This is a genomic window from Thermostichus sp. MS-CIW-41, assembly GCF_054058915.1.
Map to the genome: position 1 here is coordinate 48,776 of NZ_JBSSBO010000004.1, position 25,465 is coordinate 74,240.

22 protein-coding genes are annotated in these 25,465 nt (G+C 60.3%); 7 read left to right on the forward strand and 15 right to left on the reverse strand.

Annotated features, from left to right (window positions below; genetic code table 11):
• Window positions 1–95: 95 nt before the first annotated feature.
• The 3 genes from ACVWXE_RS02235 to ACVWXE_RS02245 all read right to left on the reverse strand — a co-directional run bounded on the left by ACVWXE_RS02235 (window position 96) and on the right by ACVWXE_RS02245 (window position 3,815).
• Entirely contained in the window at window positions 96–908 is an 813-nt protein-coding gene (locus tag ACVWXE_RS02235) for a hypothetical protein (RefSeq protein ID WP_457489477.1), read from the reverse strand.
• Window positions 909–1,047: 139 nt separating this feature from the next.
• Entirely contained in the window at window positions 1,048–2,178 is a 1,131-nt protein-coding gene (locus tag ACVWXE_RS02240; protein ID WP_457384108.1) for a hypothetical protein, read from the reverse strand.
• Window positions 2,175–3,815 (reverse strand): hypothetical protein, encoded by a 1,641-nt coding sequence (locus ACVWXE_RS02245; protein ID WP_457489478.1) that lies wholly within the window; start codon window positions 3,813–3,815, stop codon window positions 2,175–2,177. Before ACVWXE_RS02245 ends, ACVWXE_RS02240 begins: the two co-directional genes overlap by 4 nt.
• Before the next feature lie 294 nt (window positions 3,816–4,109).
• On the opposite strand from ACVWXE_RS02245, the gene ACVWXE_RS02250 reads away from it, so the two are divergent.
• From ACVWXE_RS02250 to ACVWXE_RS02260, 3 genes are all read left to right on the forward strand, one after another.
• Window positions 4,110–4,511, forward strand: coding sequence for a cupin domain-containing protein (locus ACVWXE_RS02250; protein WP_414356659.1), 402 nt, complete (start codon window positions 4,110–4,112; stop codon window positions 4,509–4,511).
• Window positions 4,512–4,661: 150 nt separating this feature from the next.
• Window positions 4,662–6,596, forward strand: coding sequence for a cellulose biosynthesis cyclic di-GMP-binding regulatory protein BcsB (locus tag ACVWXE_RS02255; RefSeq protein ID WP_457489479.1), 1,935 nt, complete (start codon window positions 4,662–4,664; stop codon window positions 6,594–6,596).
• An 84-nt stretch (window positions 6,597–6,680) separates the two neighbouring features.
• Complete coding sequence (locus tag ACVWXE_RS02260; RefSeq protein WP_457489480.1) at window positions 6,681–8,975, forward strand: glycosyltransferase family 2 protein; 2,295 nt, start codon at window positions 6,681–6,683, stop codon at window positions 8,973–8,975.
• Between the two features lie 55 nt (window positions 8,976–9,030).
• Here the strand turns inward: ACVWXE_RS02260 and ACVWXE_RS02265 are convergent, their stop codons facing one another.
• From ACVWXE_RS02265 to ACVWXE_RS02275, 3 genes are all read right to left on the reverse strand, one after another.
• The gene (locus ACVWXE_RS02265) at window positions 9,031–9,390 is read right to left on the reverse strand and encodes a hypothetical protein (RefSeq protein WP_099812809.1); all 360 of its coding nucleotides are present in this window, start codon (window positions 9,388–9,390) and stop codon (window positions 9,031–9,033) included.
• Window positions 9,391–9,631: 241 nt separating this feature from the next.
• Window positions 9,632–9,754 (reverse strand): hypothetical protein, encoded by a 123-nt coding sequence (locus ACVWXE_RS02270; RefSeq protein WP_457402316.1) that lies wholly within the window; start codon window positions 9,752–9,754, stop codon window positions 9,632–9,634.
• On the reverse strand, window positions 9,732–10,352 hold the full coding sequence (locus ACVWXE_RS02275; RefSeq protein WP_457489481.1) for a PhoD-like phosphatase N-terminal domain-containing protein: 621 nt from the start codon (window positions 10,350–10,352) through the stop codon (window positions 9,732–9,734). Before ACVWXE_RS02275 ends, ACVWXE_RS02270 begins: the two co-directional genes overlap by 23 nt.
• 284 nt (window positions 10,353–10,636) lie before the next feature.
• Between ACVWXE_RS02275 and clpS the strand changes: the two genes are divergently transcribed.
• Both clpS and ACVWXE_RS02285 read left to right on the forward strand, forming a co-directional pair.
• Window positions 10,637–10,918 carry an ATP-dependent Clp protease adapter ClpS gene (gene clpS / locus ACVWXE_RS02280; RefSeq protein WP_099812808.1) on the forward strand — a complete coding sequence of 94 codons (282 nt, stop codon included), beginning with the start codon at window positions 10,637–10,639 and terminating at the stop codon, window positions 10,916–10,918.
• Between the two features lie 15 nt (window positions 10,919–10,933).
• Complete coding sequence (locus tag ACVWXE_RS02285; RefSeq protein ID WP_457402311.1) at window positions 10,934–11,758, forward strand: CPBP family intramembrane glutamic endopeptidase; 825 nt, start codon at window positions 10,934–10,936, stop codon at window positions 11,756–11,758.
• A 24-nt stretch (window positions 11,759–11,782) separates the two neighbouring features.
• Here the strand turns inward: ACVWXE_RS02285 and ACVWXE_RS02290 are convergent, their stop codons facing one another.
• Together ACVWXE_RS02290 and ACVWXE_RS02295 are read right to left on the reverse strand one after the other, a co-directional pair.
• Window positions 11,783–13,237, reverse strand: coding sequence for a sodium:solute symporter family protein (locus ACVWXE_RS02290; protein WP_457489482.1), 1,455 nt, complete (start codon window positions 13,235–13,237; stop codon window positions 11,783–11,785).
• The gene (locus ACVWXE_RS02295; protein WP_457393724.1) at window positions 13,230–13,415 is read right to left on the reverse strand and encodes a hypothetical protein; all 186 of its coding nucleotides are present in this window, start codon (window positions 13,413–13,415) and stop codon (window positions 13,230–13,232) included. Before ACVWXE_RS02295 ends, ACVWXE_RS02290 begins: the two co-directional genes overlap by 8 nt.
• Before the next feature lie 138 nt (window positions 13,416–13,553).
• Between ACVWXE_RS02295 and dprA the strand changes: the two genes are divergently transcribed.
• The gene (dprA, locus tag ACVWXE_RS02300; RefSeq protein ID WP_011432322.1) at window positions 13,554–14,711 is read left to right on the forward strand and encodes a DNA-processing protein DprA; all 1,158 of its coding nucleotides are present in this window, start codon (window positions 13,554–13,556) and stop codon (window positions 14,709–14,711) included.
• On the opposite strand, the gene ACVWXE_RS02305 is transcribed toward dprA, so the two are convergent.
• The 7 genes from ACVWXE_RS02305 to hisB form a co-directional block, all read right to left on the reverse strand.
• The gene (locus ACVWXE_RS02305; RefSeq protein WP_457489483.1) at window positions 14,650–15,408 is read right to left on the reverse strand and encodes an SOS response-associated peptidase; all 759 of its coding nucleotides are present in this window, start codon (window positions 15,406–15,408) and stop codon (window positions 14,650–14,652) included. The genes dprA and ACVWXE_RS02305 overlap by 62 nt on opposite strands.
• 47 nt (window positions 15,409–15,455) lie before the next feature.
• Entirely contained in the window at window positions 15,456–18,917 is a 3,462-nt protein-coding gene (treS, locus tag ACVWXE_RS02310; protein ID WP_457489499.1) for a maltose alpha-D-glucosyltransferase, read from the reverse strand.
• Window positions 18,918–19,039: 122 nt separating this feature from the next.
• Window positions 19,040–20,350 carry a DNA double-strand break repair nuclease NurA gene (locus tag ACVWXE_RS02315; protein ID WP_457489484.1) on the reverse strand — a complete coding sequence of 437 codons (1,311 nt, stop codon included), beginning with the start codon at window positions 20,348–20,350 and terminating at the stop codon, window positions 19,040–19,042.
• A 10-nt stretch (window positions 20,351–20,360) separates the two neighbouring features.
• Complete coding sequence (locus tag ACVWXE_RS02320; RefSeq protein ID WP_011432318.1) at window positions 20,361–21,266, reverse strand: 6-carboxytetrahydropterin synthase; 906 nt, start codon at window positions 21,264–21,266, stop codon at window positions 20,361–20,363.
• Between the two features lie 177 nt (window positions 21,267–21,443).
• On the reverse strand, window positions 21,444–22,544 hold the full coding sequence (locus ACVWXE_RS02325; RefSeq protein ID WP_457489485.1) for an NAD(P)/FAD-dependent oxidoreductase: 1,101 nt from the start codon (window positions 22,542–22,544) through the stop codon (window positions 21,444–21,446).
• 34 nt (window positions 22,545–22,578) lie between these two features.
• Window positions 22,579–22,731, reverse strand: coding sequence for a photosystem II protein Y (locus ACVWXE_RS02330; protein ID WP_414330801.1), 153 nt, complete (start codon window positions 22,729–22,731; stop codon window positions 22,579–22,581).
• Between the two features lie 326 nt (window positions 22,732–23,057).
• A complete protein-coding gene (gene hisB / locus ACVWXE_RS02335) occupies window positions 23,058–23,702 on the reverse strand; it encodes an imidazoleglycerol-phosphate dehydratase HisB (RefSeq protein ID WP_414416231.1) in 645 nt (214 codons plus the stop codon).
• Between the two features lie 325 nt (window positions 23,703–24,027).
• Between hisB and ACVWXE_RS02340 the strand changes: the two genes are divergently transcribed.
• Window positions 24,028–25,443, forward strand: coding sequence for a RecQ family ATP-dependent DNA helicase (locus tag ACVWXE_RS02340; protein WP_457489486.1), 1,416 nt, complete (start codon window positions 24,028–24,030; stop codon window positions 25,441–25,443).
• Window positions 25,444–25,465: the final 22 nt, after the last annotated feature.

The following is a 25,465-nucleotide window of genomic DNA, read 5'->3' on the forward strand; positions in this document are numbered from 1 at the left end:
CGTTCTCCGGGCCGTAGTTTGCCAAGACTCATCCTAGATCTGCCCCTGCGGATCCCTGTTACCGTAGGGGATATCCTGCAACATTTTGTTTGGTTTCAGTAACTTAGCCACACATAGCCGGTAAAGCCGCCGCCGGCATTGGTGTTGCGACCGGCCAGGAACTGAAACCCCCCCAAGCCCAGCGTTAACCCTCCCTCCAGCCGCCAGTTGAGCTGGCCAGAAAGCTTGAGGTTGTCGTAGTCGGGATCCTGAACCGCCAAATCCCCGAACAACAAAGGCGCGCCGTTGCCCAACGTAAAATCCCCATCCAAAGCCAGGATGGCCTGCAGCTCAGGAGTCAGGTCTGCCCCGAAGGTCAGGTTGGCCTTGACCCGATCCCCGGGATAGCCCAGGTAGTCCCGGAACGTGAGGCAGGAGTCGAAAAAGGCAGGCAGGGATCCCAACTGGGTATTGGCCGCCACCCCAACTTTGAGATCGTAGCCGAAAACACCGTACCCCAAGGGCAGGGGGATGTCTCGGGTGGCGTATCCCGGCGGGATCAAGGCCGTCAATTGGGCCGAAAGGAAGGGATCCCCGTTCCCCCAAGTATGGCGCAGGCCCAGTTCCAGATCCCGCAGGCCCTGGTTGCGCTGGGTAACGGTGTCAGCCCCGCTGGCAAAGCGATTTTCGATGAAAACGTAGCTGGTGTTGAGGTTGAGAGTGAGCTGATCGCTAAGGCCAGTCTCGGCGAAAAGGTTGAGGCGGGTTTCTCCGTACTCCGAAAGGGCCGGCTGCAGGCGTCCCCCCTGATCAAAGCGGGTGCGAGGCCGATAGACCTCCGGCTGCAGCGAAAAAAAAGTCTTGCCGGCACCGCGGGGAAAACCGCATCCTGCCCAGGCCGGCAGCTCCGGCGGCATTGCACTAACCACTAGACTCGCCAGCAGGCTTGCCCTTAGAAATCTCAGCTTCTCCATGGCAGGGATCCCGGCAGTTTCAGGGGGATTGTATCCCCAGGATCAAGCTCTGGGCCAAGATCCGGGACAAAACCGGCTTTGGAACGACTGCTAACTATGAGGTGGCAGCCGGTAGGCCCACCTGTGCCCGGAATTGGCGAGCGGCGGTCAGCGCTCCGAAGGGATCCCCCTTATACAGGCCGTAGTGCATCAAGGACAGGTGCCGCAGCCCCAGTTGAGACACTTCCTGCAGCCACTCCGGCTGGCTCATGAGCTGAAAGTCTGTATGGACGGTGTCGGCCCGTCCGCCGCTGGGGTGCTTGTCCTTAATCGATGGCTCGTAGTGGGCCAACATCAGGTTGGAGTGGATGGGGGAAAACAGGCGGCAACAGAGGCGGATTTGCTCTGGGTTACCGGGATCCGGGCCGTTCAGCTCTGGGTTAAACTCCCCTGGCCGCCGCTGGCGCATCGACTGGAAGGCGATCCCGTCCATCCGGCTCAGGGTCTCGGCAAAGGGCTCCACCATGCTGCGGCCTGCCCCCCGGGAAGGGTCGTCAAAGGTGGCAATCCAGCCCCCCCAGCACAGGGCTACTTCGGCTGCCGGCAGCCGCTCCTTGATGGCTTGGCGGGCTGTGAGGACATTGCGCATTAGGGCTTGGTAGTAGAAAGCAGTGTCGGCGTTGTAGGTATCTGCTGGGATCCGCCAATAGGAAAACTCCGTGGCCAGGCTCCAATAGGTAGGGCGGCCTTGGGGGTTGGCTTGAGCGATATAGCCGGCCAATTCGGCTACATCCTGGACAAACTGCTTGGAGATGTGGTAGTCGCCGCAGGGGCGGTGGGTGTCGTCTTCCCAGGTGATGATGTGGAGGGTATAGCCCCGCTCAAACCACTGCCGCAAAAGCCCGGCCTGGTGCCAGTTGCGCCAAAAGGAGAGATCCCCCTGGCGGTGATCAAAGCTGTTCAGCCAGCCGCTCAGGAAATGGGGATCCCACCCCTGCGCCACTGCCGCCACCTGCGGATCCGACTCGATTTCCCAGAGGAAGCGACCGGGATCCTCGCCAATGCCCACCTGCCAGCGGGCCAGCAGCTCTGACAAGTTCATGCTTCCCGTCTCGGCATTTTCCAGGCTGCGACTCCCCTGCTGACTCAAAAACTCCTGGCCACAGCCGGCAACCCCATAGGCAGCCAGCAGCGCTCCGCCCGCTTGCAGCACCTGTCGCCGCTGCCAGGATCGTCTCCTTTTCATCTCCTCTCCTCCTGCGGTTCCTCTTGGTGTTGGCGAGCCCACAGCCGCACTTGGGGGGAGCTATAAACCTCCCTGAAGCCCGGCAGCCCCTCAAAATTGAGCTCAGACCAAAATTGCAGGATGCGATCGGCGCTCCGCAAGGGATCCGCCAGCCCCGCTACCAAGAGGTAGTCCACCCTTTCCTGGGGATGCTGAAGGGCCAGGGCAAACTCGTACTGGTGAGGAGTAAGGAAAGAGCGGGGATCCCTTGCCCAAAAGATAGCCTCAAAGTGGATGTCATCGTCCACCAGCACTTTTTGTCCGGGCAACAGGTGGCGATAGAGATACTGCCCAACCTGGCGCTTTTCCTGCCGCAGCCTCCGCCAGTCTTCTAGGGCTTGCCCAGCAGAGGTTACTTCATACAGGTTTTGGGCAGCTTCCAACTCGCCACTAAGGGGCACTAACCCTGCCACCAGCCGCTCCCAGAGATCCCGCTCCTCGACCACCAGGGGCATGACGAAACCCGGCTCTTGGCTCACCCCATAACCGGCAGTGAGGCAGTTCAACCCCAAGAGGGCAGTGATCAACAGGCGCTTAGCCCAGCCGGGGCCGGCTCCGCGACACAAGTAGGCGCCCATCAGCAAAGGCAGCGGCACCCAGAAAAGGCCAAAGCGGCTCAGCTCCCGCAAAAACAGCCCCTGCCCTAGAGAAGCCAGCAGGATGACCAGCGGCATCCCCCAGACCAGAGCCCATACCCAGCGACCCGGGCCTCGGCCCAGCAGGGATCCCAGCCCCAACAGCAGATAGGCAGGGGCCAGCACCGCCAGCCATTTCCCAGCCTCCAGCACCCCCCGCCAGCCACCCGCCTGCTGCAAGTCTTCCCGCAATTGCGGCAGCCGCAGACCGCTGCCCACCTGGTAGGTGAAAGCCCAGGGATCCCCTACCGACAGCCAATTCACATACAGCCAGCTCAGGATCAAGGCTAGGCTGACAAAGCCGGCCACCAACAGCGAGGCCCAGCGAAACCCCCAGACTTCTCGGCGAAAGGCCACCAGCAGCAGCATCCCCGCCCAGGGCAGCAGCCATCCGCTTTCCCAGCGCAGCACCATCAGGGGCCCCAGCGCCAGCCCAACGAGCAGCAGCCTCAGGGTAATAGGCAGCTCATCCCCTGCCGCCACTGACTTCCCCGCTGCTCGTTTCTCGTCAGCCAGGGGAAACAACAAGGCCATGTTTACCCCCAGCAAAAGCGAGGTGGCCGTCCAAGCGGGGCTGCGCAGCAGCATCAAGATCAAAGCCGGCTGCACCACCATCAACAAACCCCACAGCCAGCGCCATCCCACTTCCACCGGCAAACGGCGTAACTGCCGCCACACCCAGCCCAGCACCAGAGAGCCGAAGACAGTCTGCAACAACAGCGGGGATTGTCCCAGAATGGCCGTAGCCAGCACCAGCAAGGGAGGAAAGGTGGTGCCCACAATGGGCAGGCGCGGATCCGGCCCCAAGGCCGCCACGGATCCCTTGTAGCCAAGAAACTGCATCTCCAAGCTCACCCAGCTCCAGCCTTCCTTCAAACCCCACAGAAGGCTAGCCAGCAGCAGAAACAGGATCCCGGTAGACCCGAAGAGCCGCAAGAAAGCCCTGAGCCTGTTGAGAAACATGGGTTACTTCAGTAGCTTCAAGAATTTAGAATTAATTGGAGATTAATTGGAGGGTAACTGGTTAAATCGCCAATCGAGCCTCAAGAGCTATTTAGTGTTAATGAGAACATGTCTCAAGTAGGGCGTGGGGATGGGCTGACGTGTCTAGGCACTGGACACAGGGATAGACTAGCATTCCCTGTCTTGAGAGTCTTTTTCTACGAGTTTTGGCGTAGGCCAATTCAGCCAGATTGTCGATGAGGGGTTCTCGGATTCTGAGAGAGGATGGGGACGACTTTGCAAGGACATGATCTTATGTTGCAGGCTGTGCGGGGCGTGAATGATGCAGCAGTTCCAGCGCTTGAGCTGGTACCCTCTCAAGCAGAAACCCGTCCTTGGGGATCCTTCTGGGTTTTGGATGAAGGCCCGATGTACAAGATCAAGCGCATCGAGGTGAAGCCTGGCCATCGGCTCAGCCTGCAGATGCACTACCACCGCAGCGAGCACTGGATCGTGGTCAGGGGCACAGCGAAGGTTACCCGTGGAGAAGAGGTGATGCTGCTGAGCTCCAACGAGTCCACCTACATTCCCCCCTGCACCAAGCACCGCCTGGAAAACCCCGGCACCCTTCCCTTGGTGTTGATCGAGGTGCAAAACGGGGAATATCTCGGGGAGGACGACATCGTGCGCTTTGAGGACGACTACGCCCGCCAGTAAAGGGATCCCCTGGGCATCCGAATCCACGATTTGTGCGTACAGACCCCGAAAGCTTACAGATTTCTGCATGTCGGGCAAACCTGGGTCAGGTAGGCCAAGGGGCTTGCCTGCACTAGACAAGTGAGGGATAAGCAAGAGGGGGTCAAGGTGATGCAGAAGGCAAGGCAGTGGGCTTTGTGGGTTGCCGGTTTGCTTTGGTGTTGCGGGCCGACGGCTGTCCACGCAGCGGAAGTCATTTCTCTGCAAAGGCTGGGCTACGACCGCTCGGTGCTGCTGCAAGGAGCTAACCCGCGTCTAGATATCGGGATCCCTGCCCCCCTGAACGGCCTTGACCCTGAGGCCAGCTTTGTGCAGTTGCGCCTGGATCCCTCGCCGGTGCTCAAGCCCACGTCCACGGTGCGGGTGCTGATCAACGAGGAGCTAATGGGCCTTTTTCTGGTGCGGGACCTGCGGCAGGAGCCGGTGGTGCGGGTGCCCATCCCCAGCTTGGCCGCTGGCGAGCGATTTATCACCTTGTCGGTGCAGCCTTTCCTGAGCATCAGCGACGATATTTGCGCCGACTTGAATACCGGCAATTTGCTGCTGACGGTAGGGCGGGATAGTTTCTTTGAGCTGGTGCCCCTCGTTCCTGATGCCACGGTGGCCGGTTTTCTGGGCCGGCTGTATCCTCAGGTTACTTTGGTAGTGCCGGCCAATCCTTCCTCTGAGACGGCGGAAGCAGCTCTGTGGCTGTACAGCCTCCTTTCTCACCTGTTTCCGCAAACGCCTATCCTGTGGAGCAATCGTCCGAAGCAGGGGGCACAGGTGATCTTAGAGCCGGCCAATTTCACCCCCCACTTGCAGCATCAAATTACCCCAGAGGGATCCCGCCTGCGAGTGGCCGCCCGCCGGGAAGCTATTCTTGCTCTCTATGAAGAATGGAAGCGGGCGGGGCTGGTCAGCCGCGGCATCCAGGTGACAAGGGTGGCGGATCTGGAGAGAGCGCTCAGGGCCAACCGCCTCAGCCTGCGAGAGCTGGGGATCGTGGATCCCATGTTGCGGGGGTTTGGCAGCCAGTCTTTGGTCTTCAACTTCAACCTGTCCCAATTGGGGGGGCGGCCGCGGGATCTGGCGGCGCAACTAGATGTCATTATGAACCCGGTGGATGGCCGAGTGGGGGATCGCCTCACCGGCTACGTGTTCTTGAATGGCGTTCTGTTGCGCACCTACAACCTAACCGGGCGCACCCAGCTCAACGAGACCATCCCCCTCCCCACCCGCCTGCTGCGCCGCTTTAATCAACTGGAGCTCCGCTTTGACTATGGCGCCAGCCCCGGTAATTGCCAGGGATCCCTGACCCCGCTGACTTTGCAAGTGCGCTCGGATAGCTCTGGCTTTATCTGGAGCGGCTACCAAGCCCCCACTGGCGAGCTGCAGGAGATCCCGGCGGTGCTTCGAGGATCCGGCCAAGTGTGGGTAGGGGATCCCCAACTGCTGCCGGCTGCCGCCTACCTGGTCGGTGCCCTCAGCCGGCTGGCTGCCCGACCCCTGCTGCCCACCCTTGAGGTTTTGCCCAAAGAGGAAGCCAACCTGGAGACGGGGAACTTTGCCTGGCAGGTGATCGTGGCTGGGCCAGATCAGGTGGAGCTTAATAGCCCCATCCGGCTGGGATCCCAGTTTGAAATCATCAATCCCCTCAACCGGCAGGTGGCCTTGGCCGCTCAGCCTCAAGAAAACCTCGGCCTTTTGCAGTACTTTCTCCTGAAAGGTAAGCCGAACCTTTGGCTTTCCTGGTGGGGATCTGACCCGGCTTTGGCAGAGCGCCTCAGCCGCGGCCTTGCCGATCCGCGCACCCGCCTGGCCAACCAGCTACAGGGAAACGTGCTCACCGCCTATGCCGCTGCCCCCGATCTCACCCAAGTACAGAGCTGGGATCTCACGCCGGCAGGCTATCGAGTGCGCTACCCTGGTCGCTTCAGTTGGCAGCTTTTGTTGTGGCAATACCGCTATTGGTTAGTGCTGCTGCTGGCCCTTTTGCTGGCAGTAGGAGCCTGGAATACCTACCAACGCTTGGCCCGCCGCCCTGAGTCGCCCACCCTTTCCTAGGGGGGTTGGCAGAGGACTTCCGGTTAAACCAGACTTGAGCCAAGCAAGGACTCCGTCCCACTTGCGCGAATAGGGTTTCCAGCCATGCTCCAGTCCCTCAAATCCTCGCTTTTGCGCACGGGCTACCTTACCCGGCAGCAATTGGCTGAGGCTGAGGAGTATCGCGAAGCAGCTAGTTGCTCCTTGCCTAGGGCTCTTTGGAGCTTGCGAGTCATGCACCCGGGCAAGTTTGTCAACTTGTGTCGCCAGATTCTGGACCGGCCTAGGCTGAGAGACTGGCTGCTCAAGCACTCCCTAGATCCAGAGCTGCCTTGGCTGATTGAGCCTATTGATTTGGTGCCGGTGCGCTTTTTGCCCTGTGGCTGGCTCGACCCGCAAACTGTTGTGGTGGCCACAGAAGAGCCGGGCTTCCCCGCCATTTGGCAGTCTGTGAAACACCTGTGCCCGGAAGCAGAAAAACTCTGGGAGATCCCAGCCACTGAAAAGCAGATCCTGACGGTCATCCTTGAGCGCAAGCTGGCCGCCGAGCTGCTGGGCAGCCGTCTTACCTTAGAGCAGTGGCAGCAGGCTTTGGAGATCCGCCGCCGCACCGGCTCCAGCCTGGGGCAGGTGCTGACCCGGCTGAGCTACCTCTCCACCCCCGAGTATCTCAGCATCCTAGCCCATTTGCTGGGCTACCCCGCTGTCTCAGAACTAATGGGGACAGGGCTGCTCCACCGCGACGAGAGCCTGAGCCGGCAGTTTGATCCCGAGGTGATGATGCGCCACCTCTTCTACCCCTTGAGCTGGACGGATGAGCACACCCTTACAGTGATGGTCAATGACCCCCTGGACTGGGCGGTGGATGAGCTGCTCTACAGCTGGCGGCCAGGCTTGCGGATTGAAAAGGTGCTGGGCACCGAGCAGGATATCACGCAACTGCTCAGCCAAGACCAGGGATCCCGCTTCAGCCAAGAGGCGGTGTACAAGCTGATGGCCCGCCTGCCGGAGGAATCGGCCTCGCGGGTGTTTACTCCTTCTCAGATTGCAGTGGGCTACGGCCTGCTGCTGCTATTTCTATTGGGGTTGGCCACTGCTCCCTGGACGACTCTGACCATTTTGGTGCTGCTGATCAATCTTTTTTACGTCGCTTCGATCCTGTTCAAACTGCTGCTCAGCCTAGTGGGATCCGCCGATCGCTTCCACCAGATTACCGATGAGGAAGTAGCCGCTTTGGATGATCGCGACTTGCCCATCTACACCATCCTGGTGCCGGTCTACAAAGAGCCGGAAGTAATGCCGATTTTGATCAAGTCTCTCTCTAAGCTGGATTACCCCCACGAGCGGTTGGATGTGCTTATTCTGTTGGAGGAAAACGACCGAGACACCATTGAGGCAGCTCGAGCTGCCAAGCCCCCCCGCTACGTGCGCCTGCTGTTGGTGCCCGACAGCAAACCCAAGACCAAGCCCAAAGCCTGTAACTATGGACTGGCCTTTGCCCGCGGCGAATACTTGACCATCTACGACGCTGAAGACATTCCGGATCCAGACCAACTCAAAAAAGCAGTCATTGCCTTCCGAAAAGGGGATCCCAGCTTGGTCTGCGTCCAGGCTGCCCTCAACTACTTCAACCGCAGCGAGAACTTCCTCACCCGCATGTTCACCCTGGAGTATTCCTATTGGTTCGACTATCTGCTGCCGGGTTTGGAAACTCTCAGAATGCCCATCCCCCTGGGTGGCACCAGCAACCACTTTCGCACTGACCGCCTGCGGGAGCTGCAGGGATGGGATCCGTTCAACGTCACTGAAGACGCCGACTTGGGCATCCGCGCCAGCCAGCACGGCTATACTGTGGGCGTGATCAACTCCACCACCTACGAAGAGGCCAACTGCGCCGTTAAAAACTGGATCCGGCAGCGCTCCCGCTGGATCAAGGGCTACATGCAAACTTGGCTGGTGCACAACCGCAACCCCCTGCGCTCGTTGCGCAAGCTGGGCCTGAAGAACTGGCTGTCTTACCAGTTTTTTATTGGCGGCAGCTTCTTTACCTTTCTCACCAGCCCCATCATGTGGCTGCTGTTTATTTACTGGCTGATCACCCGCGCCCATTGGCTGCAAAACATTTTCCCCAGTTGGCTGGTTTATCTGGGCTTGTTTAACCTCCTGGTGGGCAACGCCATTGGGATTTACCTGAACCTGGTCGCGGTCTTCCGCCGCGGTTACTACGATCTGGCCTTCTATGCCCTGCTCAACCCCATCTACTGGCAACTGCACTCTATGGCAGCTTACATGGCTCTGTGGCAGCTCTTTACCAAGCCCTTCTACTGGGAAAAGACCATCCACGGCCTGAGCAAGTTTACCCACGCCAAAGTCCAGGAAGCTGCTCACAAAGCAGCCTAGGCTACGGACTGAGTTCCTAAGCAGTAGCAGCGAAGTGAGGACAGCCAGCACCCTTCTAGAAGCTGTAGTCCGAGTCTACGATCACAGCACAACCACTGGGGTGGAGACAGCTAGCCATGATCACCTTGACAGAAAAGTTGCCCTCGTAGGGCGCCTGCACGATGGGGAAATCGTCCAACAGTTCGTCTGCAGCCACCACCTGACCGCTGGCATCGTAAAGCACCAGATCCACATCGAAGCAATCCTGGTCGCACTGCGCCCAGATGTTTTCACCTCGGTAGAAATAGCCTGTAACTACGGTCGATTGTCCATTAAGAAGCCACAAACTACGGCTCTGAGCCCAGGCGGCAGCGCCCCCGATAACTGTGGCCGCTCCTATTAAGCTTGCCACCAACCAGCCCCGCACCGAAGCCATAAGACTGCCCTCCTACTGAAAAACGGAGATAGATTTTCTACAGGGATCCACCTCAACGCCCACACTCTAGCACCCGGATCCGTCTTTCCCGAATGATCCAGATCACGTTAAGGATCCCACGTTAAAAATCGCGAAAAAGGGATACAAAAAAGGGATCCCAACCGAAGCAGGGATCCCTTAATTCTGATTGACAATCCGGCGCAGCTGGCTCATCGGTTGAGCCGACTTCTTTATTGTGGTTTTATTGTGGCAAGCTCAGTTCCCCGCGTCGCCCCAAGGGATCCGTCAAGACATTGCCGGCGGGGCCTTTGATTTGAATGGTGCAGCGGCTGCCGGACACTTCAATAACGTTGTAGTTGGGCACCGCCAGCTCCAAAAAGCGCAGGTTGCCTGTGGTTACCCCTGGGATCCCGCTCACTTGCGGATTGGTCGGGTTCACCGGTGCCAAAAAGCCGTTCACAATTAGGAAAGGGAGGCTCGTTGGCACAACTGATGTGTAAGAAGCGAATGGGTCGTCCATCCCCAGGAGCTGGCAGGGTGCGAAACTGGCCTACAGGGCTGGTAAACCCCTCGCTGACAAACCGGTAGAAGTAGCGCTGCGCTGGCCTCAAGCCGGTGACGACGGCACGAGCAATGTAGTCGCCTGGCTCAGTGCGGTAGTTGCGGCCCGCCACACGGCGAGCAGTAAGCGAAACTTGTTGCGAAATGGGGTTGAACTCGGAATTCTCAGCCACCTGCAACGTCACCGCAACCGTATCTGTCGCGCTGGCCGGGATCACCCGCGTGGAAAGCACCGCCCCTTCCGAGGTGGGATCCCCGGCAAATACCCCTTGGGGAAATCCAGGCTCTCCCAGGGGGGGAATGGAGGAACTGGAGGTGCCCCCACAGGCAGCCAGGGCGGCTGCCCCACCTCCAAACATCAGCAACTGCAGGAAAAAGCGACGGGAACGCAGGGAACTCATAGGGCCCACCTCAGGGACACAGGCAAATGTAAAGGGATCCGCAACAAAGGCCAATCGCCTTTTTAGTCAAGCACTTTTGCCCCCAAGCTGAGGTTGTGGGCAGGTGAAGGCTGGGTTAGGGTTGGTTTAACGGCTCTGACCCCTGCGCCCAGGTTCCCCACGGCCTTTTCACAGAGCTTGCTGAGAAGGCTAAAATTTCATTACAGTTTTTCCTGCTTTTGCCCCATTTTTGCGGTTTTGCGTTCCTTAGACTTCTTGTTGACCCTGCCGAAGGAGGGATCGTCGTGGCTACGGAGACCCTGGTCAAGCCTTCTGTAACCCCGAAGCACATGCCCATGTACCGGGTGTTGCTGCACAACGACGATGTCAACACCATGGAGTACGTGGTTCAGGTGCTGGTGAAGGTGATCCCGGCGATGATGCCGCCGCAAGCCACCGAGATCATGCTGGAAGCCCACAACAACGGCGTTGCTGTGGTGATCGTGGTGCCGCGGGAGCACGCGGAGTTTTACTGCGAACAGTTGCGTCAGCACGGCCTCACCAGCTCCATTGAGCCGGAACGCTAAGCAGGAGCGGTTGGGGTGGGCCTGCTGATTGCAAAACTCAAGGCTTTGCCCTTGCCGCTGCGGCTGTTGCTGTTTTTGGGGATCCCCCTCCTAGCCTGGCTGCCGTTGCTCGGGCTGGGGAGTTGGCTTCTTCCTGAACGACGGGAGTACCTGTGGCTGCTCCTGTATGCCCTGCTGCTAGCCTGGCTATGGGTGTGGGGATCCGGGTTTGCCGCCTATGGACTGGATGGCAGTTGGCCTTGCCGAGGCGGGATCCTGTGGGGCCTGGGGATCGGGGTCGGGGGGCTTTTCTTGCTTTTGGGCCTGGAGGGATCCCTGGGTTGGCTGAGTTGGAGGGCGGTAGGAGGGGGATCCCTGCTGGTCTATGGGTTGCTGGGGTTGCTTTTGGGCTTGGGGGTGGCGCTGGCGGAGGAGCTGTTTTTTCGCGGCTGGCTGCTGCAGGAGATGCTGCTGGACTACGGTTGCAGCACTGCGGTGTGGGGATCCAGCTTCCTGTTTGCTATGGCCCATTTCCTGAAGCCTTTGCCTGAGATTCTCGCCACCTGGCCGCAATTTCCCGGACTGTGGCTGATGGGGCTGCTGCTGGTGCAGGCGAGGGTCTGGAACCAAAACAAGCTGGGCCTTAGCCTAGGGCTGCACGCGGGTTGGGTATGGGGCATGGCCTGGGTCAACAACTTGGCCTGGATAGACTACACCGGCAGGGCGCCAGCGTGGCTAACGGGGATTGGTGGCAACCCCTTGGCGGGCCTGATGGGCTTGCTTTTTCTGGGAGGGACTTTCGCATTTCTCAACGGCCTGGCTCAAGCTGGCTGGCTACCGGCAGACCTGGAAAAGCGTTGATTGAGCTGATCGATAAAGAATAACCTACTCTCCCCAAGGCCCTTCCTCGTAGTAGGCGGTCACCTGCTCCTTGGGCGGCTGGGTAAGCAAGCTTACGCCAATTAACACCCCACTGCCGATCACCACTGCCGGGATTACGGGTAACCAGCCCCCTGTCCAAGCCCGCGGCAACAGACCCGACAGCCAACCTAAAGTCAGGCCACTGGAGACGAGGGCCCCGGCTACAGCCCCAGCGCGGGTAGCCCGCTTCCAGTACAGGCCGGCAATTAAGACAGGGAACAGCATGGCGTTGCCCTGAAAGCTCCAGGTGGCAATCTCCACAATCAGCCCCGGCGGGTTAAGAGCAATCACAAAGGAAGCTAGGCCGATCCCCAGCACCACCCAGCGGCCTAGCAACTCTTCTTGGTGGGGGGAAAGCTGGCGCCTGAAGAAGGTAACCACCAGATCCCGCGTTACCAACGAGCTGGCCGTAAGGAGCTGTGAGTCTGCCGTGGACATGAGGGCGGCCAGAGCTGCTGTAATCACCACCGCTGCCACACCGCCGGGCAGAGTTTGCAACATCAGGGGCATGATCTGGTCCGCTTTCTCCAGGCCGGGAAAAGCCAGGCGGCCCCAAACCCCAAGAAGAGCTGCCGGGAAAAAGACCAGCAGAATCAGCAGCGGCCAGACTACCATCAGGGTCTTGAAGGGATGAGCACTCCTGGCCATGTAAAAGCGCTGGAAAAATTGTGGGAAAAGGGGAGTGGCCATGAAAAACAGCAGTTGATTGCCGAGTAACCCTTGCCAGCTCCAGCGCCCATTGGGGCCGGGCAAGCTCAGCCAGGGATCCAACTGCCCGGCAGCCTCCTGGCCCACCCCCAAGGCTAGGGCAACAAAGGCCACCCCCATCCCCAAAATCAGGATGATCCCCTGCACCACGTCCGTCCAGACCACCGCCTGGGATCCGCCAAAGAGCACATACCCCAAGATCACCAGCGCCACCACCACCGCCAAGGGCCAGTAGGGGATCCCCTCCCCCAACACCGCCGCCAGGGTGCGGGCTCCGCCAATGATCTGGATGCTGATGTAGGGGGCTGTAAACACCAAAGCGCTCAGGCAATACAACAACGCCAACAGGGGGCTTTGAAAACGATGGCCGAAGAACTCCGAAGGGGTGATGAAGCCAAAGTGTTGGGCTGCTAGCCATACCCGGTAGCCCACCCACAAAAACAGCCCCGAAATGAGGGCGGTGGTCACTCCCACCCCCAGGAAGATCCCTAGGCCGTGGGTATAGGCATCTGCCGGCACCCCAATGAAGGTAAAGGCGCTGAGCAAGGTGGCCAGCGTCGTCAAAGTTAGAGCCAGGGATCCCAGACCCCGCCCCGCCAAAAAGTAGCTAACCGGATCCCGACCGCTGTGGCGATAGCTCCAGAAGCCGATGGCTGCCAGCAGCAGCAAGTACACCCCCACCACACCCAAACTTAAAATGCTGTCAGTCATCTCCAGGCCAGCAAACGCGCACAATGTAGAAGTTAAGAGGTACCAACAGCAGGACAGCCAATCCCGCCAGCCAATACCAGGCCGGGATCCCCAAAAACTGGGGCTGGGCCGAGCGGGATCCCACCCAGGTCAACAGCCACAGCAGGGGATAGGCCCCCCACACCCAAGCTTGGCGCATCCGCCCAAACCGCAGCTGCCTTGATCCTTGAAGGTTACCGGCGGGATCCAACCCTGACATCTACCCATCTCCTGCTTTTTTGCCAAGCGTTCCTTTTGCCAATCATTTAAGATACAGCCACTACTGCGCAGAGCTAAATTGTCTTTTCCCCTTTCCCCTTCAGATCCTGTTGGCAAGAGGGAGCCTTCCCGTGGGCCAGGCCATGAAGAACGGGAGCGGCCCTACTGGCTAGCTTGGGCCCGCATCAAAGGGATTGGCCCCCACCGGCTCAAGCGGCTGGCGGAGTTTTTTGGATCCCTGGAGCGGGCTTGGCAAGCGGATGCCCCGGCCCTGCGGCAGGTGGAAGGCATTGGCCCCACCCTGGCCCAGGCTATTGTCTCTGCCCGTCCTGGCCTTGATCCCGAGCAGATCCTGGAGGAGACCCTCAAAGCGGGGATCCCCTTTCTCACGCCTGCAGATCCGGACTATCCGCCGCTGCTGTGGGAGGTGCCAGATCCCCCGCCCATTCTCTATGCCCTAGGAGAATGTCCCAATTGGCAACAGCCGGCTATTGCCATCGTCGGCACCCGCGCCCCTACGGCCTACGGTCGACAGTGGACCCAGAAAGTCAGCGCTGCCCTGGCGGAAGCTGGCTGTGTGGTGGTCTCGGGGCTGGCAACGGGGATCGACGGCATTGCCCACCAGGCCTGTCTGGATGCCGGCGGCAAGACGGTGGCCGTGGTGGGAACGGGGGTGGACAAAGTTTACCCAGCTCACCATCAAGCTCTCTACCGGCGCATCCTGGCCCAAGGGGCCATCCTCAGCGAATATCCCCCCGGCACGCCACCGGCCAAGGAGCATTTTCCCCAGCGCAACCGCATCATTGCCGGCCTCTGCCGCGCCACTTTGGTGATGGAGGCTCCGGAAACCTCGGGAGCGCTAATTACTGCTCACCTGGCCAACCACTACGGTCGGGAAGTGTATGCCCTGCCGGGGAACATCGACACGGCAGCAGCCCGCGGCTGCCTGCAGCTCATCCGCGACGGCGCCGGCATGATCCTGGGGATCGAGGAGCTGTTGAAAGACTTGGGCCTCCTCCAGGGATCCCCTGTGCTAAAGCAGCCCTCGTCCACTGGCCCCAGCGATCCCCAACAGCAACTGCTCTGGCAGCTGCTAGGGGAGGGCATCCTCAGCCTCGATGCCCTGGCCCAGGCTAGCCAGATGGATATTGCCACCCTTTCCAGTACCCTGCTGCTTATGGAATTGGAAGGCTGGCTGGTACAACTGCCGGGGATGCGCTACCAGCGGGCTCGCTGAGGCTGGATCCCTGCACTGCTTCTCCGATAGGAGCACGGCAAGCGGGATCCTCGTGGCGGGGGTTGTTCACATAGGTGCTGACCGGATAAGCCGCCATGGCTTCTGCTGGGTAGGGGCGGAGCAAGGGCAAAAGCAGCTTGGGATCCTGCACCTGGGGATCCAGCCAGAGGTCGTAGTCGTTTTCCGTCAAAATCACGGGCATCCGCTCGTGAAAAAGCTGCATCAGACGGTTGGCGGCAGTGTTGAGGATGGCACAGGTTTCCACCTCCACCCCCTCTGGACTGCGCCAGCGTTCCCAAATGCCGGCAAAGGCAAATACCGGTCGATCCAGCAGGTGAAACCAGTAGGGTTGTCTGCCCTTCTTGGCCGTACCTGAGTCGGCCCACTCGTAGAAACCATCGGCCGGGATCAAGCAGCGACGACGGCGGAAAGCTTCGCGGAAAGAAGGCTTCTCGGCCACCGTTTCAGAACGAGCATTGATCAACCCGGCCTTGGCGGCTTGGCTCCAAGCGGGGATCAGGCCCCAGCGAAAATGGGTTGCCTTGCGCTGAAGGGATCCCGCCACCACCGCCAGCACCGGCTGAGAAGGGGCGATGTTGTACCGGGAGACAACTGCCCTTTCTTCTGCTGCCACCGGCAAGCCGAAATGCTGCCTCAGCACTTCTGGCGCCACTCCCAGGCTAAACCGTCCACACATGCTTGTCCCCCAGTCGCTCACCCCAAATGGCCTGCCGACAGGATCCCCTAAACCTTGGTGGAAATGCCCAGCAACTGCAGGATCCCGCGCAGGGGAATCTCCACCCACTCGGGGCGGTGGTTCAACTCATAGCCCAGCTCGTAAATGGCTTTTTCCAGCAGATAGGCGTCCAACAACACCTCTATCTCTTGCAGGCTGCGGGGCAAAAAAGCCGCTTGGGAAGCCACCTGCAGATATTCGGCCAAAAAGCCCGCGCAGACCCAGCGGTGCCAAAACTGGGCCCACCGCATCATGTCGGGGCAGTGGTCGGCGCAGACCAAGCCGCTCTCCAGTTGCTGGCGCAAAGCTGTGTGGACAGCATAGTGGAAGGATCGCAGCATCCCCGCCACATCCCGTAAGGGGCAACGCTTGAGACGCCGTTCGCCCAAAGAGCGGGCCGGCTCCCCTTCAAAGTCGATGATGACAAAGTCTTTGCCGGTAAACAGCACCTGGCCCAGGTGATAATCCCCGTGGCAGCGGGTACGCAGGGCGGTGATCTTCCGCTCCAGGATCAGGCGGAAGCGGCTCATGATTTCCCCTTCTTGGTCGCAAACAGCCCGAGCCAAGTTGGCCTCTGCTTCCGGCAGCTTGGGGAGCTGCTTATAAGGACTCCGTCCCGCTGACGCGAACAGCAGCGGAAACACCTGCCCCACCAAGTTGCGCATGGACTGGTAAACGGAGCGCTGGTACAGGCTGGAGAAAGGCTCTGGGGCAAAGTCTTTGTTCTCCGTAAAGGACTCCGTCCCGCTGACGCGAGCGGCAGCCAGGGCGATGTGCAGCTCGGCGGTGCGCTTGGCCAAGATCCGCACCGATTCTAGGTAGCTGCCGATGGTGGCGTAGGCCAGCTCCGGCAAGGGCTGTTGGGAAAGCTCCAAGAAGGATCCCTGCGGCACGGGCACGGGATCCACCTCTTGGTAGTGAACCAGCACCGCCTCAAAAAATTGCCCCAGGCTGTCCAGGGTGTAGTGCCAGGCATCTCCCTCGTTGGGGATGTACTCCTGCAAAATGGCCAGGGTAATGGGCTGATCGGCGGGATCAAACCCACGGGCCCCGCGACGACGGCGATACTCCAGGGATCCCAGCAGCCGCGGCACGCGCACCTGGGGATGGTGCTCCAGCAGGTAGCGGCCTATCTCCAGCTCTGGGTTTACCCCCTCGGCCACCCGGTGGTAGAGCTTGAGGAGGTAGTGGTTGCCATAGACAACGGAGGTGTAGCTCTGCTCCGCCTTGAGGAGGCGGGGTTCCAGGTCATGCTCAAGGGCAGCAAAGCTAGTGGCCCAGAGCTCTCCCTGACGGTGACGCAGGCGGCCCTGCTGGGCAATTAGCTGCAGCAGCCGCAGCAAGAAGCTTTTGTCAGCCAGAGCGTTGAAAATTACTCCCGCCGGCCCTCCGGCCACTTGCACAGGGAGGATGACCGCCTGGGGCATCTCTAGGCGCAGGTGTACGGCTGCTTCTTGGGTGGCATAGCCCACAGGGAGAGAGTAGAGCTGCGTATCGCCCTCGATAAACTCGGCCTGGAGAAGCAAGATCTGGCTGCCCAGCAAGGACTCCTCTTCTCGGCGGCAGGGGATAGCCTGCAGGATATGGATCGCCTGGAGCTGGCGGTTTTGGGAGCCAAACCAACGACAGCGGTAGAGGTAGTCCGCCAAGACTGCCTCCAGCTGCTTTTGGCTTTCCCCTTGCAAGAGACTGTCCCAACTACCACTTTGAACAACCAGAGGACTACCACTTTGAACAACCAGAGGGACCAGGCGTTCCTGCTCCTCCGCTTTGCTGGGGCTGAGGTGGATGGTCTCCGTTTTGGGCTCAAGGGAAAACCAGTAAAAGGAATGGGGGCCTAGCGTTAGGAAATAGGGCAGTCGCCCAATAGGGGGAAACTCGGTGTGGCCAAAGATCTCCACCGGGATCAATCCTTCCCACGGCGATAGATCCAGCCCCACCCACTGGGCGTAGCGGGAGAGATTGGCCACCACCAAGATGCGCTCGCCGCGGTAGGCTCGCACAAAGGCAAGCACCTTGCGGTTTTCTGGGTGGAGCAGCTCAAAGGAGCCGCGGCCAAAAGCTTGGAATCGCTTGCGCACGGCGATGAGCCGCTTCATGGTCCACCACAGGGAATGGGGGTTGTTTCGCTGCGCCTCCACATTGACAGCTTCGTAGTGGTACTCGGCGTCGATGACGATGGGCAGGTAGAGCTTCTGAGGGTTGGCCCGCGAAAAGCCGGCGTTGCGGTCGGCGCTCCACTGCATGGGGGTGCGCACGCTATTGCGATCCCCCAGGTAGATGTTGTCCCCCATGCCGATCTCGTCCCCGTAGTAGATGACCGGCGTGCCGGGCAGAGAAAACAGCAGGCTGTTCATCAGCTCGATGCGGCGGCGGCTGTTGCCCAGCAGGGGGGCCAAGCGCCGACGGATGCCCAGGTTCACCCGCGCGTTGGGATCCTTGGCGTACACCTGGTACATGTAGTCCCGCTCCTCGTCAGTGACCATCTCCAGGGTGAGCTCGTCGTGGTTGCGCAGGAAGAGGGCCCACTGGCAGGTTTCAGGAATGGGAGGGGTTTGTTGCAGGATGTCAATGATGGGGAAGCGATCCTCCATCTGGATGGCCATAAACAGCCGTGGCATGAGGGGAAAGTGGAACTCCATGTGGCACTCGTCCCCATCGCCGAAGTAGGCCACAGCATCTTCTGGCCACTGGTTGGCCTCCGCCAGCAGCATGCGGCCAGGATACCTTTGGTCAATGTGTCGGCGCAGAGCCTTGAGAAAGGCATGGGTCTCCGGTAGGCTCTCGCAGGTGGTGCCCTCCCGCTCGTAGAGATAAGGCACCGCGTCCAGCCGCATGCCATCTACCCCCAAGCTCAGCCAAAAGTCCACCACCTCGAACATGGCTTTTTGTACGGCGGGGTTGTCGTAGTTGAGATCTGGCTGGTGGGAGTAAAAGCGGTGCCAGTAGTAGGCCTTGGCCACCGAATCCCAGGTCCAGTTGGACGCTTCAAAGTCTTGAAAGATAATGCGGGCCTCTTTGTACTTTTCGGGGGTATCGCTCCAAACGTAAAAGTCCCGCTCGGGGGTGCCGGAGGCAGCTCGTCTGGCCCGCTGAAACCAGGGGTGCTGATCTGAAGTGTGGTTGAGGATGAGCTCAATGATGACGCGGATCCCCCGCTTATGGGCAGCCTCCAGAAAGATCTTGAAGTCTTCTAGGGTGCCCAAGTCAGGGTGAACACTGGTAAAGTCAGAAACGTCGTAGCCGTCATCTTTTAAAGGCGAGGGGAAAAACGGCAGCAGCCAGACGGCTGTAATCCCCAGTTCTTGCAAGTAGTCCAGCTTTTCGGTCAGGCCCTGGAAGTCGCCCACGCCATCGCCGTCGCTGTCGAAAAAGGCCCGTACCGGCAGCTCGTAGATGATTGCATCTTTGTACCAAAGGGGGTCGTGGGTGAGGGGGGAGATGAGGCTGCGCAGAGGGGCTCGGATCATCATGTCGGTCATGTCGGCAACAGAGACAGGATTGGGACACCTTGGCAACCCTAGCCGTTGAATGGGGATCCCCTCAATAGGCTATAGCCTTCTCTTGGGTGCCAGGGATCCCCGGCGTCGGTTCAGGCAATGCCACTCCGCTTCTGGGCTTCCTTGCGGGAGACGGCCACGTGGCGCAGGCCGGCCCGGAGCAGCTCCTGCTCGATCAAGGCAAAAAACCGCTGCCGATCCCCGCTTCTCACCACCGCCAAATGATGGGCTTCCGCCAAGGCGATGGGGTAGCCAAAGCCCTTGTGCACTTGGCTCAGCACCCCTGCCAGAGCCCGCTGCAGCAACTCCGCATCCTGGACCACCCAAGCGGGAAACTCCAGGCGAGCAATTTCGGCTTGGCCCAGGGATCCCTCGCCAACATTGAGGTAACAACAGTGGACGTGGTGTTCCCCGAAGGCGTCCAACACGCTGGCGCCGCTGCGCCAAAGGGGGCTGCGCTCTCCCGGCTGCAGCAGGGATCCCCAAAAGACGCGGTCTGCCAGGGGGGCGAAGGGATGGCAGGGAGGAGACTTCTCGCCGGGACAGTAGCGGTAGCAGTCACAGCCCAGGTACGGGCACAGCCCCAAGCGCAGGTAGTTGAGGGTTTCGCTGCTGCGGGAGGCGCTGATGTAACCCACGAGAGGAATGCGGGCCGCCCGCAACTGCTCCAAGGTCGCCAGAATGGGATCCAACCAGGGGCGCCGGGCCGACTGGGGCAGAGGCTCCAGTCCCCAAGGGATTAGGGATCCATCCAAGAGCGCCAGCGTGGTGCGGCGACGGGGCACCGACAGGGCCAACTGCGCCAGCTCCTCCAGTTCTGCTCGGGAGCGTCGTAAGGCCAGCACCTCTTCCGGCCCCAACGAAGGCTCCGTTCCGCTGCCGGGGTTGCGTTCACCTGGGGTGCGCCGTGGGCGAGAGTCTCGCCGGTTAAGGGGGGCGCTCGGCAACCCTTCTGCCCTCCGCTCCGGGGAAGAGGAGTCTGAGTGCCGGGCAAAGGATTCATCTCCATACAGCAGCAGGGGCTGGCTGTCCAGGAGCGGCCACTCCTGGGTGCCGTAGTGGAGAACCACGCGCCCAACATTGATCAGCGAGCAGTAGGCAATCTCGTGGTGACTGGGCAAAATCTGGGATCCATCCGTGGCCACCACCGTGTGTCGCCCCTGCAGAGGCTCGACCTTGGGCAGGGATCCCCAGGCTTCCGGCGGCTCGGCGGGGCTGGCGCAAACAAACGACAGATGGGATCCCCACTCCACCCAGCGGGACTGCCAAACCTGCGGCTCCTGCTGCCAGCGCTCGAAAACTTGCCAGGCTTGGCGGAGGCGTTCTTGGCTGGCTTTCGACTCCTGTTGCAGGTGCCGGGTGAACGCAGGAATTTGCCCGCTCAGCTTAACCAGATCCAACATGATGGCCGCATCAGCCCTGCATGGCAATACGGCTGCCAGAAGCGGAAGAAGCCACATCTTGTCCTTCTGAGGAGTTGAGCAGCTCTTCCAGCGGAAACTCCCCGTAGACCTCGCTGCTGTTGTTGGGACTCTCCTGCAGGCGAACCCGATGCAACTGCACCCCCAGCTCCCGCAGGGGCAGAGTCAGCAGCCGCTGGATGTAGAGGGCGATGTTTTCGGCAGTAGGCACCACCTGGGCAAAGTAGGGAATGTCTTTGTTCAAAAAGGTGTGATCCAGCGGCTTCACCACCTGCTCCTCGATCAGCCGCTGCAGGGCCGCCAAGTCCACGATCATCCCCGTGCGCGGGTCGATGGATCCCTTGACGGTGATCTCCAGGCCGTAGTTGTGGCCGTGGCCGTGGGGACGGGCACAGAGGCCGTAGATGGCGCTGTTTTCTTCAAAACTCAGGTGATCCAGAGCCAAGCGGTGGGCGGCGCTGAAATGGGTGGCAACAGTCAAGTAGGCTTGCATGGCTTCTCCTCGGTATTCGGCCCAAAGCTCAGGATCTTCGTACAGACGGACGCTGGTTAGGGGCAAGGCATCGGCCAGGCGTTGCCAAATCACGTAAGCGATAAACTCGGTAGTGGGCAAGGTTTGGGCAAACTCCGGCCAAGCTTGATTTAGATAAGCAAAGTTGAGATCTTGAATCACCCGCTGCCGGATCACCTGCTTCACCTCCGAGAGGTTGAGCACCATCCCATAGTCATCCACCTCACCACTCATGCCCACCTCCAGCACATAGTTGTGGCCATGGCCGGGAAAACGGGCATTTGGGCCAAAGCGGGCTAAGTTCTCGGCTTCTGAGAGTTCGGGCAACCAGTACCGATGGCTGGCGGCAAATTGCGCACGGCGGTAGATTGTACAGATCCTGGACATGAGTGGAGAGGAGAGCATCTGCCGGGGGATCCACCCTTTAGCTTGACACACTCCCCGGCCCAGAGGGTGGAAATTCTCAGCAGCCCTCAGCCTACCCTCCCAGTGGTCTTGCCGTCATCTCCGTCCTGCGCCAGGTCAGGCACTTGCCCTGCCGACCGGGTCGGCCTGTGCATACCCTCATTTCCCAGAAAGCATTCCAAGCAGGGTTTTGGCAGCGTCTTGCCCTGAGAGCCAAGCCCCCTCTACGCGCCCTCCGGCGCACCAATCGCCGGCACAAACCAAAGGCAATCCCTCAGCAGCGGAAACCGGCACACGGGTGCTTAAGCTGGCCAATCCCGTGGTTTCCAAAGGCAAAGCGTAGCGCCAACGGTGCACCTGCATCCATTGTGGCGAAGCCAACCAGGGATCCAGCCGTTGGGCTGCGTGGGCCAGCAATTCTCGACCGGCCTTTTCCAGCTCAGAGGGGCCGGCCTCCAAGTACAGAGATGACCACTCCGCCCCCCCATGCAAGACCACCACAGGCGGGAGCGGCTGCAGGCGCTTGCTGCTGTCCAGTCCCAGCCAGGCCAACATCGGATCCTCCAAGCACTTGATCCCCTTCCAGGGCGGCGTATGCTCAGAGTAGCCCGCCAAAACCGCAAGGCAGGGTTGATACTGGGCGGATTCCAGCAGAGGCAACAGGTTTTCAGCCGAAGGGATCCCTTCCCGGAGCAGGGGCAGCAACTGGGGGGCCGGAATTGTCGCCACCAGGGCAGCAGCCTCGTAGCATTGGCCGTTCTCCGCCCTCAATTGCCAGCTTGTTGCCAAAGGTTTGAGGCTGACCACACGAGTTTGGGTGTGTACCGACAGCGGGGCAGCCAAGTGTTTGGCCAGCATTGTCATGCCCTGGGGGCAGACATAGCGCGGTTTTTCATCGTTGGGATCCTCTGGGCGCAGCCCTTCTCGATCCAGCACATGCAGCGAGCGCGTCCATTCCGCCAGCAGCCCCAGGCCCAGCAGCTCCTTCACCCAGCGATGAAAGCCATCCGAATCGGCAGTCAGGTATTGAGCCCCATGATCCACTGGCACCGTTTGCCCAGCGTGCTCAACTCGACGGGTGGCCATGCGCCCGCCCAAGCCCGCCGATTTTTCCAGCACCAGAACCCGCAGCCCCGCCCGCAGCAGTTGCCTTGCACACACCAAACCGGCCACTCCCGCCCCGATGACAATCACATCGGCGGATGTTGAGCGGGCTCCCTCGGAAGGGGTTACCGCTGCCTGGGTTGCTTCGCCTAGCATACTGAGCCTGCCAGCTGTGACCGGATCCGCACGTTCAGCTCCCGCCTCTGCCGAAGGGGTTGTTGCCCCTCTCTCCGAAGAGCTTGGCTTCTCCCTTGATGGCAGCCTTGATGATGTTGTAGGCAGCCCAGGCAACCACCAAAACAATGGGCGACAGAACGATCAGCGGACGGAGATCAATGTCCATGGTTTTCATCCCCCCCTAACATAGATTGATTTACCGACTGCTTGGAACAAGAGCCTCCAGGGTTGGCCACCGCCAGAATCCCGATGGGGTGAAACCGTTTTCGACTCTGGATCCCGCATAAGCTGAGGTGCAACTCTGGAAAGATGGCTAAGTCCAGAATAAACCCAAATGGGGATCCCTACCGGCTAGACTTTGCCCCATCTGGACTGCTGAGGCGGGAGCCAACAGGCCCACACTGAGAATTGCACCCCCCATCTGGCCCAGACCGAAGAAAACTGTCCCCAATCCCAGAGCCAAGGCCAACAGTCTCCGTGGCCAGTTCATGCCTAGAGTACTCCCTTCGAACTGGGGATCCCTTCTTGTCGGCGGGGATCCCGTTCTACAGCCATGCGCAGGGCACGGGCAAACGCCTTAAAACTGGCCTCGACAATGTGGTGGGCGTTGAGACCGGCAGCTTGGCGAATGTGCAAGGTAAGCTGGGCGTGGTTGACCACCGCCTGATAAAACTCCCGCACCAACTGGGTTTCGTAGCGGCCAATGCGCTCTGTGGGCAGCTCCAGGCCATAGCTGAGGTGAGGGCGACCCGAAAAATCCAGCACCACCTGCACCAGGGCTTCATCCAAAGGCGCCCAAAAATGGCCGAAGCGATGAATGCCCCGCCGATCCTGCAAAGCCTGCGCCAGAGCCTGTCCCAGCGTGATGCCCACATCTTCGTTGGTGTGGTGATCGTCGATGTGCAGATCCCCTATGGCCTTGATCTGCAAATCGATCAACCCGTGAGTGCTGAGCTGGGCCAGCATGTGATCCAAAAAGGGGATCCCAGTATCGATCTCATGGCGCCCGCTGCCATCCAGGTTCAGATGAATTTGGACATCCGTTTCTCCAGTGCGACGGTGAACAGAGGCCGTTCTGGGCTGGAGCAGGCGCGAGGAGTCGTTCGCGTCAGCGGTGCGGAGCACTTTGGCAGTCATGGGAAAAGTATCGAAGCAGGCGGGAAGTCCCAGCTCTAGGATCGCACAAGCCCGCCGCCATCGACACCTTCACCCATGCAGCTTCACCCATGCAGCAGGTGAGAATCCCTTCTCTGCCGGGGATCCTGATCCCAGCCCCCTGGACACGGGGATAGGTGTGACAGGGATCCCCTACAGGCAAGCCGGTGGGGCCGATCCTCTGCGCCCTCACCCCTTGGGAGAGGGGAGCTAGCAGGTTCAGCGGGATTTGAAATAGCCTATAAGACAGCTTCTCCCGAAATCGCTGTAGATTGCTGAAGGAAATTGTTGAAAAGGGGGTTGCCGTTTGCAAGATTGGCAGCAAATCCAACAGGCCCTCAAGCAACACTGGGGTTACGAGACGCTGCGCCCACCCCAGGATCAGGTGATCCGCACTCTGCTGGACAAGCGCGACGCGCTGGTGGTGTTGCCGACGGGGTTTGGCAAATCCCTGTGCTTTCAGCTAGTAGCCCTGCTGCAAACAGGGGTGACGCTGGTGGTCTCGCCCCTGATCGCCCTGATGGAAGACCAAGTTCAGGATCTCTGGAAACGCAAGCTGCCGGCGGCCTGTCTCCATAGCGAACTGGATCCGGCCCTGCGCAAGCGGGTGTTGAAGGCCCTTGAGGAAAACCGACTGCGCCTGCTCTATCTGGGGCCGGAGACCCTATTCAGCCCCCCCGTTTGGCAACGGCTGCAACAGCCTCAGGTGCACATCAACGGCCTGATCGTGGATGAGGCCCATACGTTGGTGCATTGGGGGGGATCCTTCCGGCCCGACTACCGCCGTCTGGGATTGCTGCGCCCGGCTCTGGCCCCGGTGAAGTCCTCCTTTCCCATTGCCGCTTTTACCGCCACGGCTGACCCCCAAACCTGCAGCCGCCTCAGCCAAATCCTAGAGCTGCGGGATCCGGAGCACATTCGCGCCGATCCCCTGCGGCCCAATATCTCCCTCAATGTGGCGATAGCCTGGAGCCCGGCGCATCGTCGTCGCCGTCTGCTGCGATTCCTGGGGGAAAATCCCGGCTCGGGTCTGGTGTATGTGCGCACCCGGCGGGATGGGGAAGAGCTGGCCGAGTGGCTGGGCCGACAGAACCTAAAAACCGCCACCTACCATGGGGGACTGGAAGCGGGATCCCGCCGTCGGCTGGAACGGGCCTGGCTGCAGGGGGAACTGCGCTTTCTGGTCTGCACCAACGCCTTCAGCATGGGGATCAACAAGCCGGACGTGCGTTGGGTACTGCATTTTCATCCCCCGCCCACCTTGATGGATTATTTGCAAGAGGTGGGACGAGGCGGTCGGGATGGTGGCCCTTGTCGGGCCCTGATGCTGGTCTCGGAGCCGACGGGCCTGCTGGATCCCAGCGATCGCCGGCGCCAAGCCTATTTCTATTCCCAGCAGGAGCGCCTTCAGGCCCGAGCACGCCACCTGCTGCAAACCTTGCCTCAGCAGGGATCCTACGCCGACCTGCCGCCTGGAGAGGTACGGGTGGCCCTGGGTCTATTGCAGGAGATGGGCTGCCTGCACTGGCCGGATCCCTTTCACTTTCAGGTGTTGCACCGCCGTTGGCAGCCTTTAAGACGAGAGGATCCCTGGCAAGGGATGGAAGCCCTCATCCACGCCCGCGGCTGTCGGTGGCAGGCGATCTTGCCCTATTTTGGCTACCCTGGGGAGCAGCCCGGCCTGCCCTGTGGCACCTGTGACCGTTGTCGGCTTTCTCGTTAGCCCTCAACAGCCCGCTGCGAGC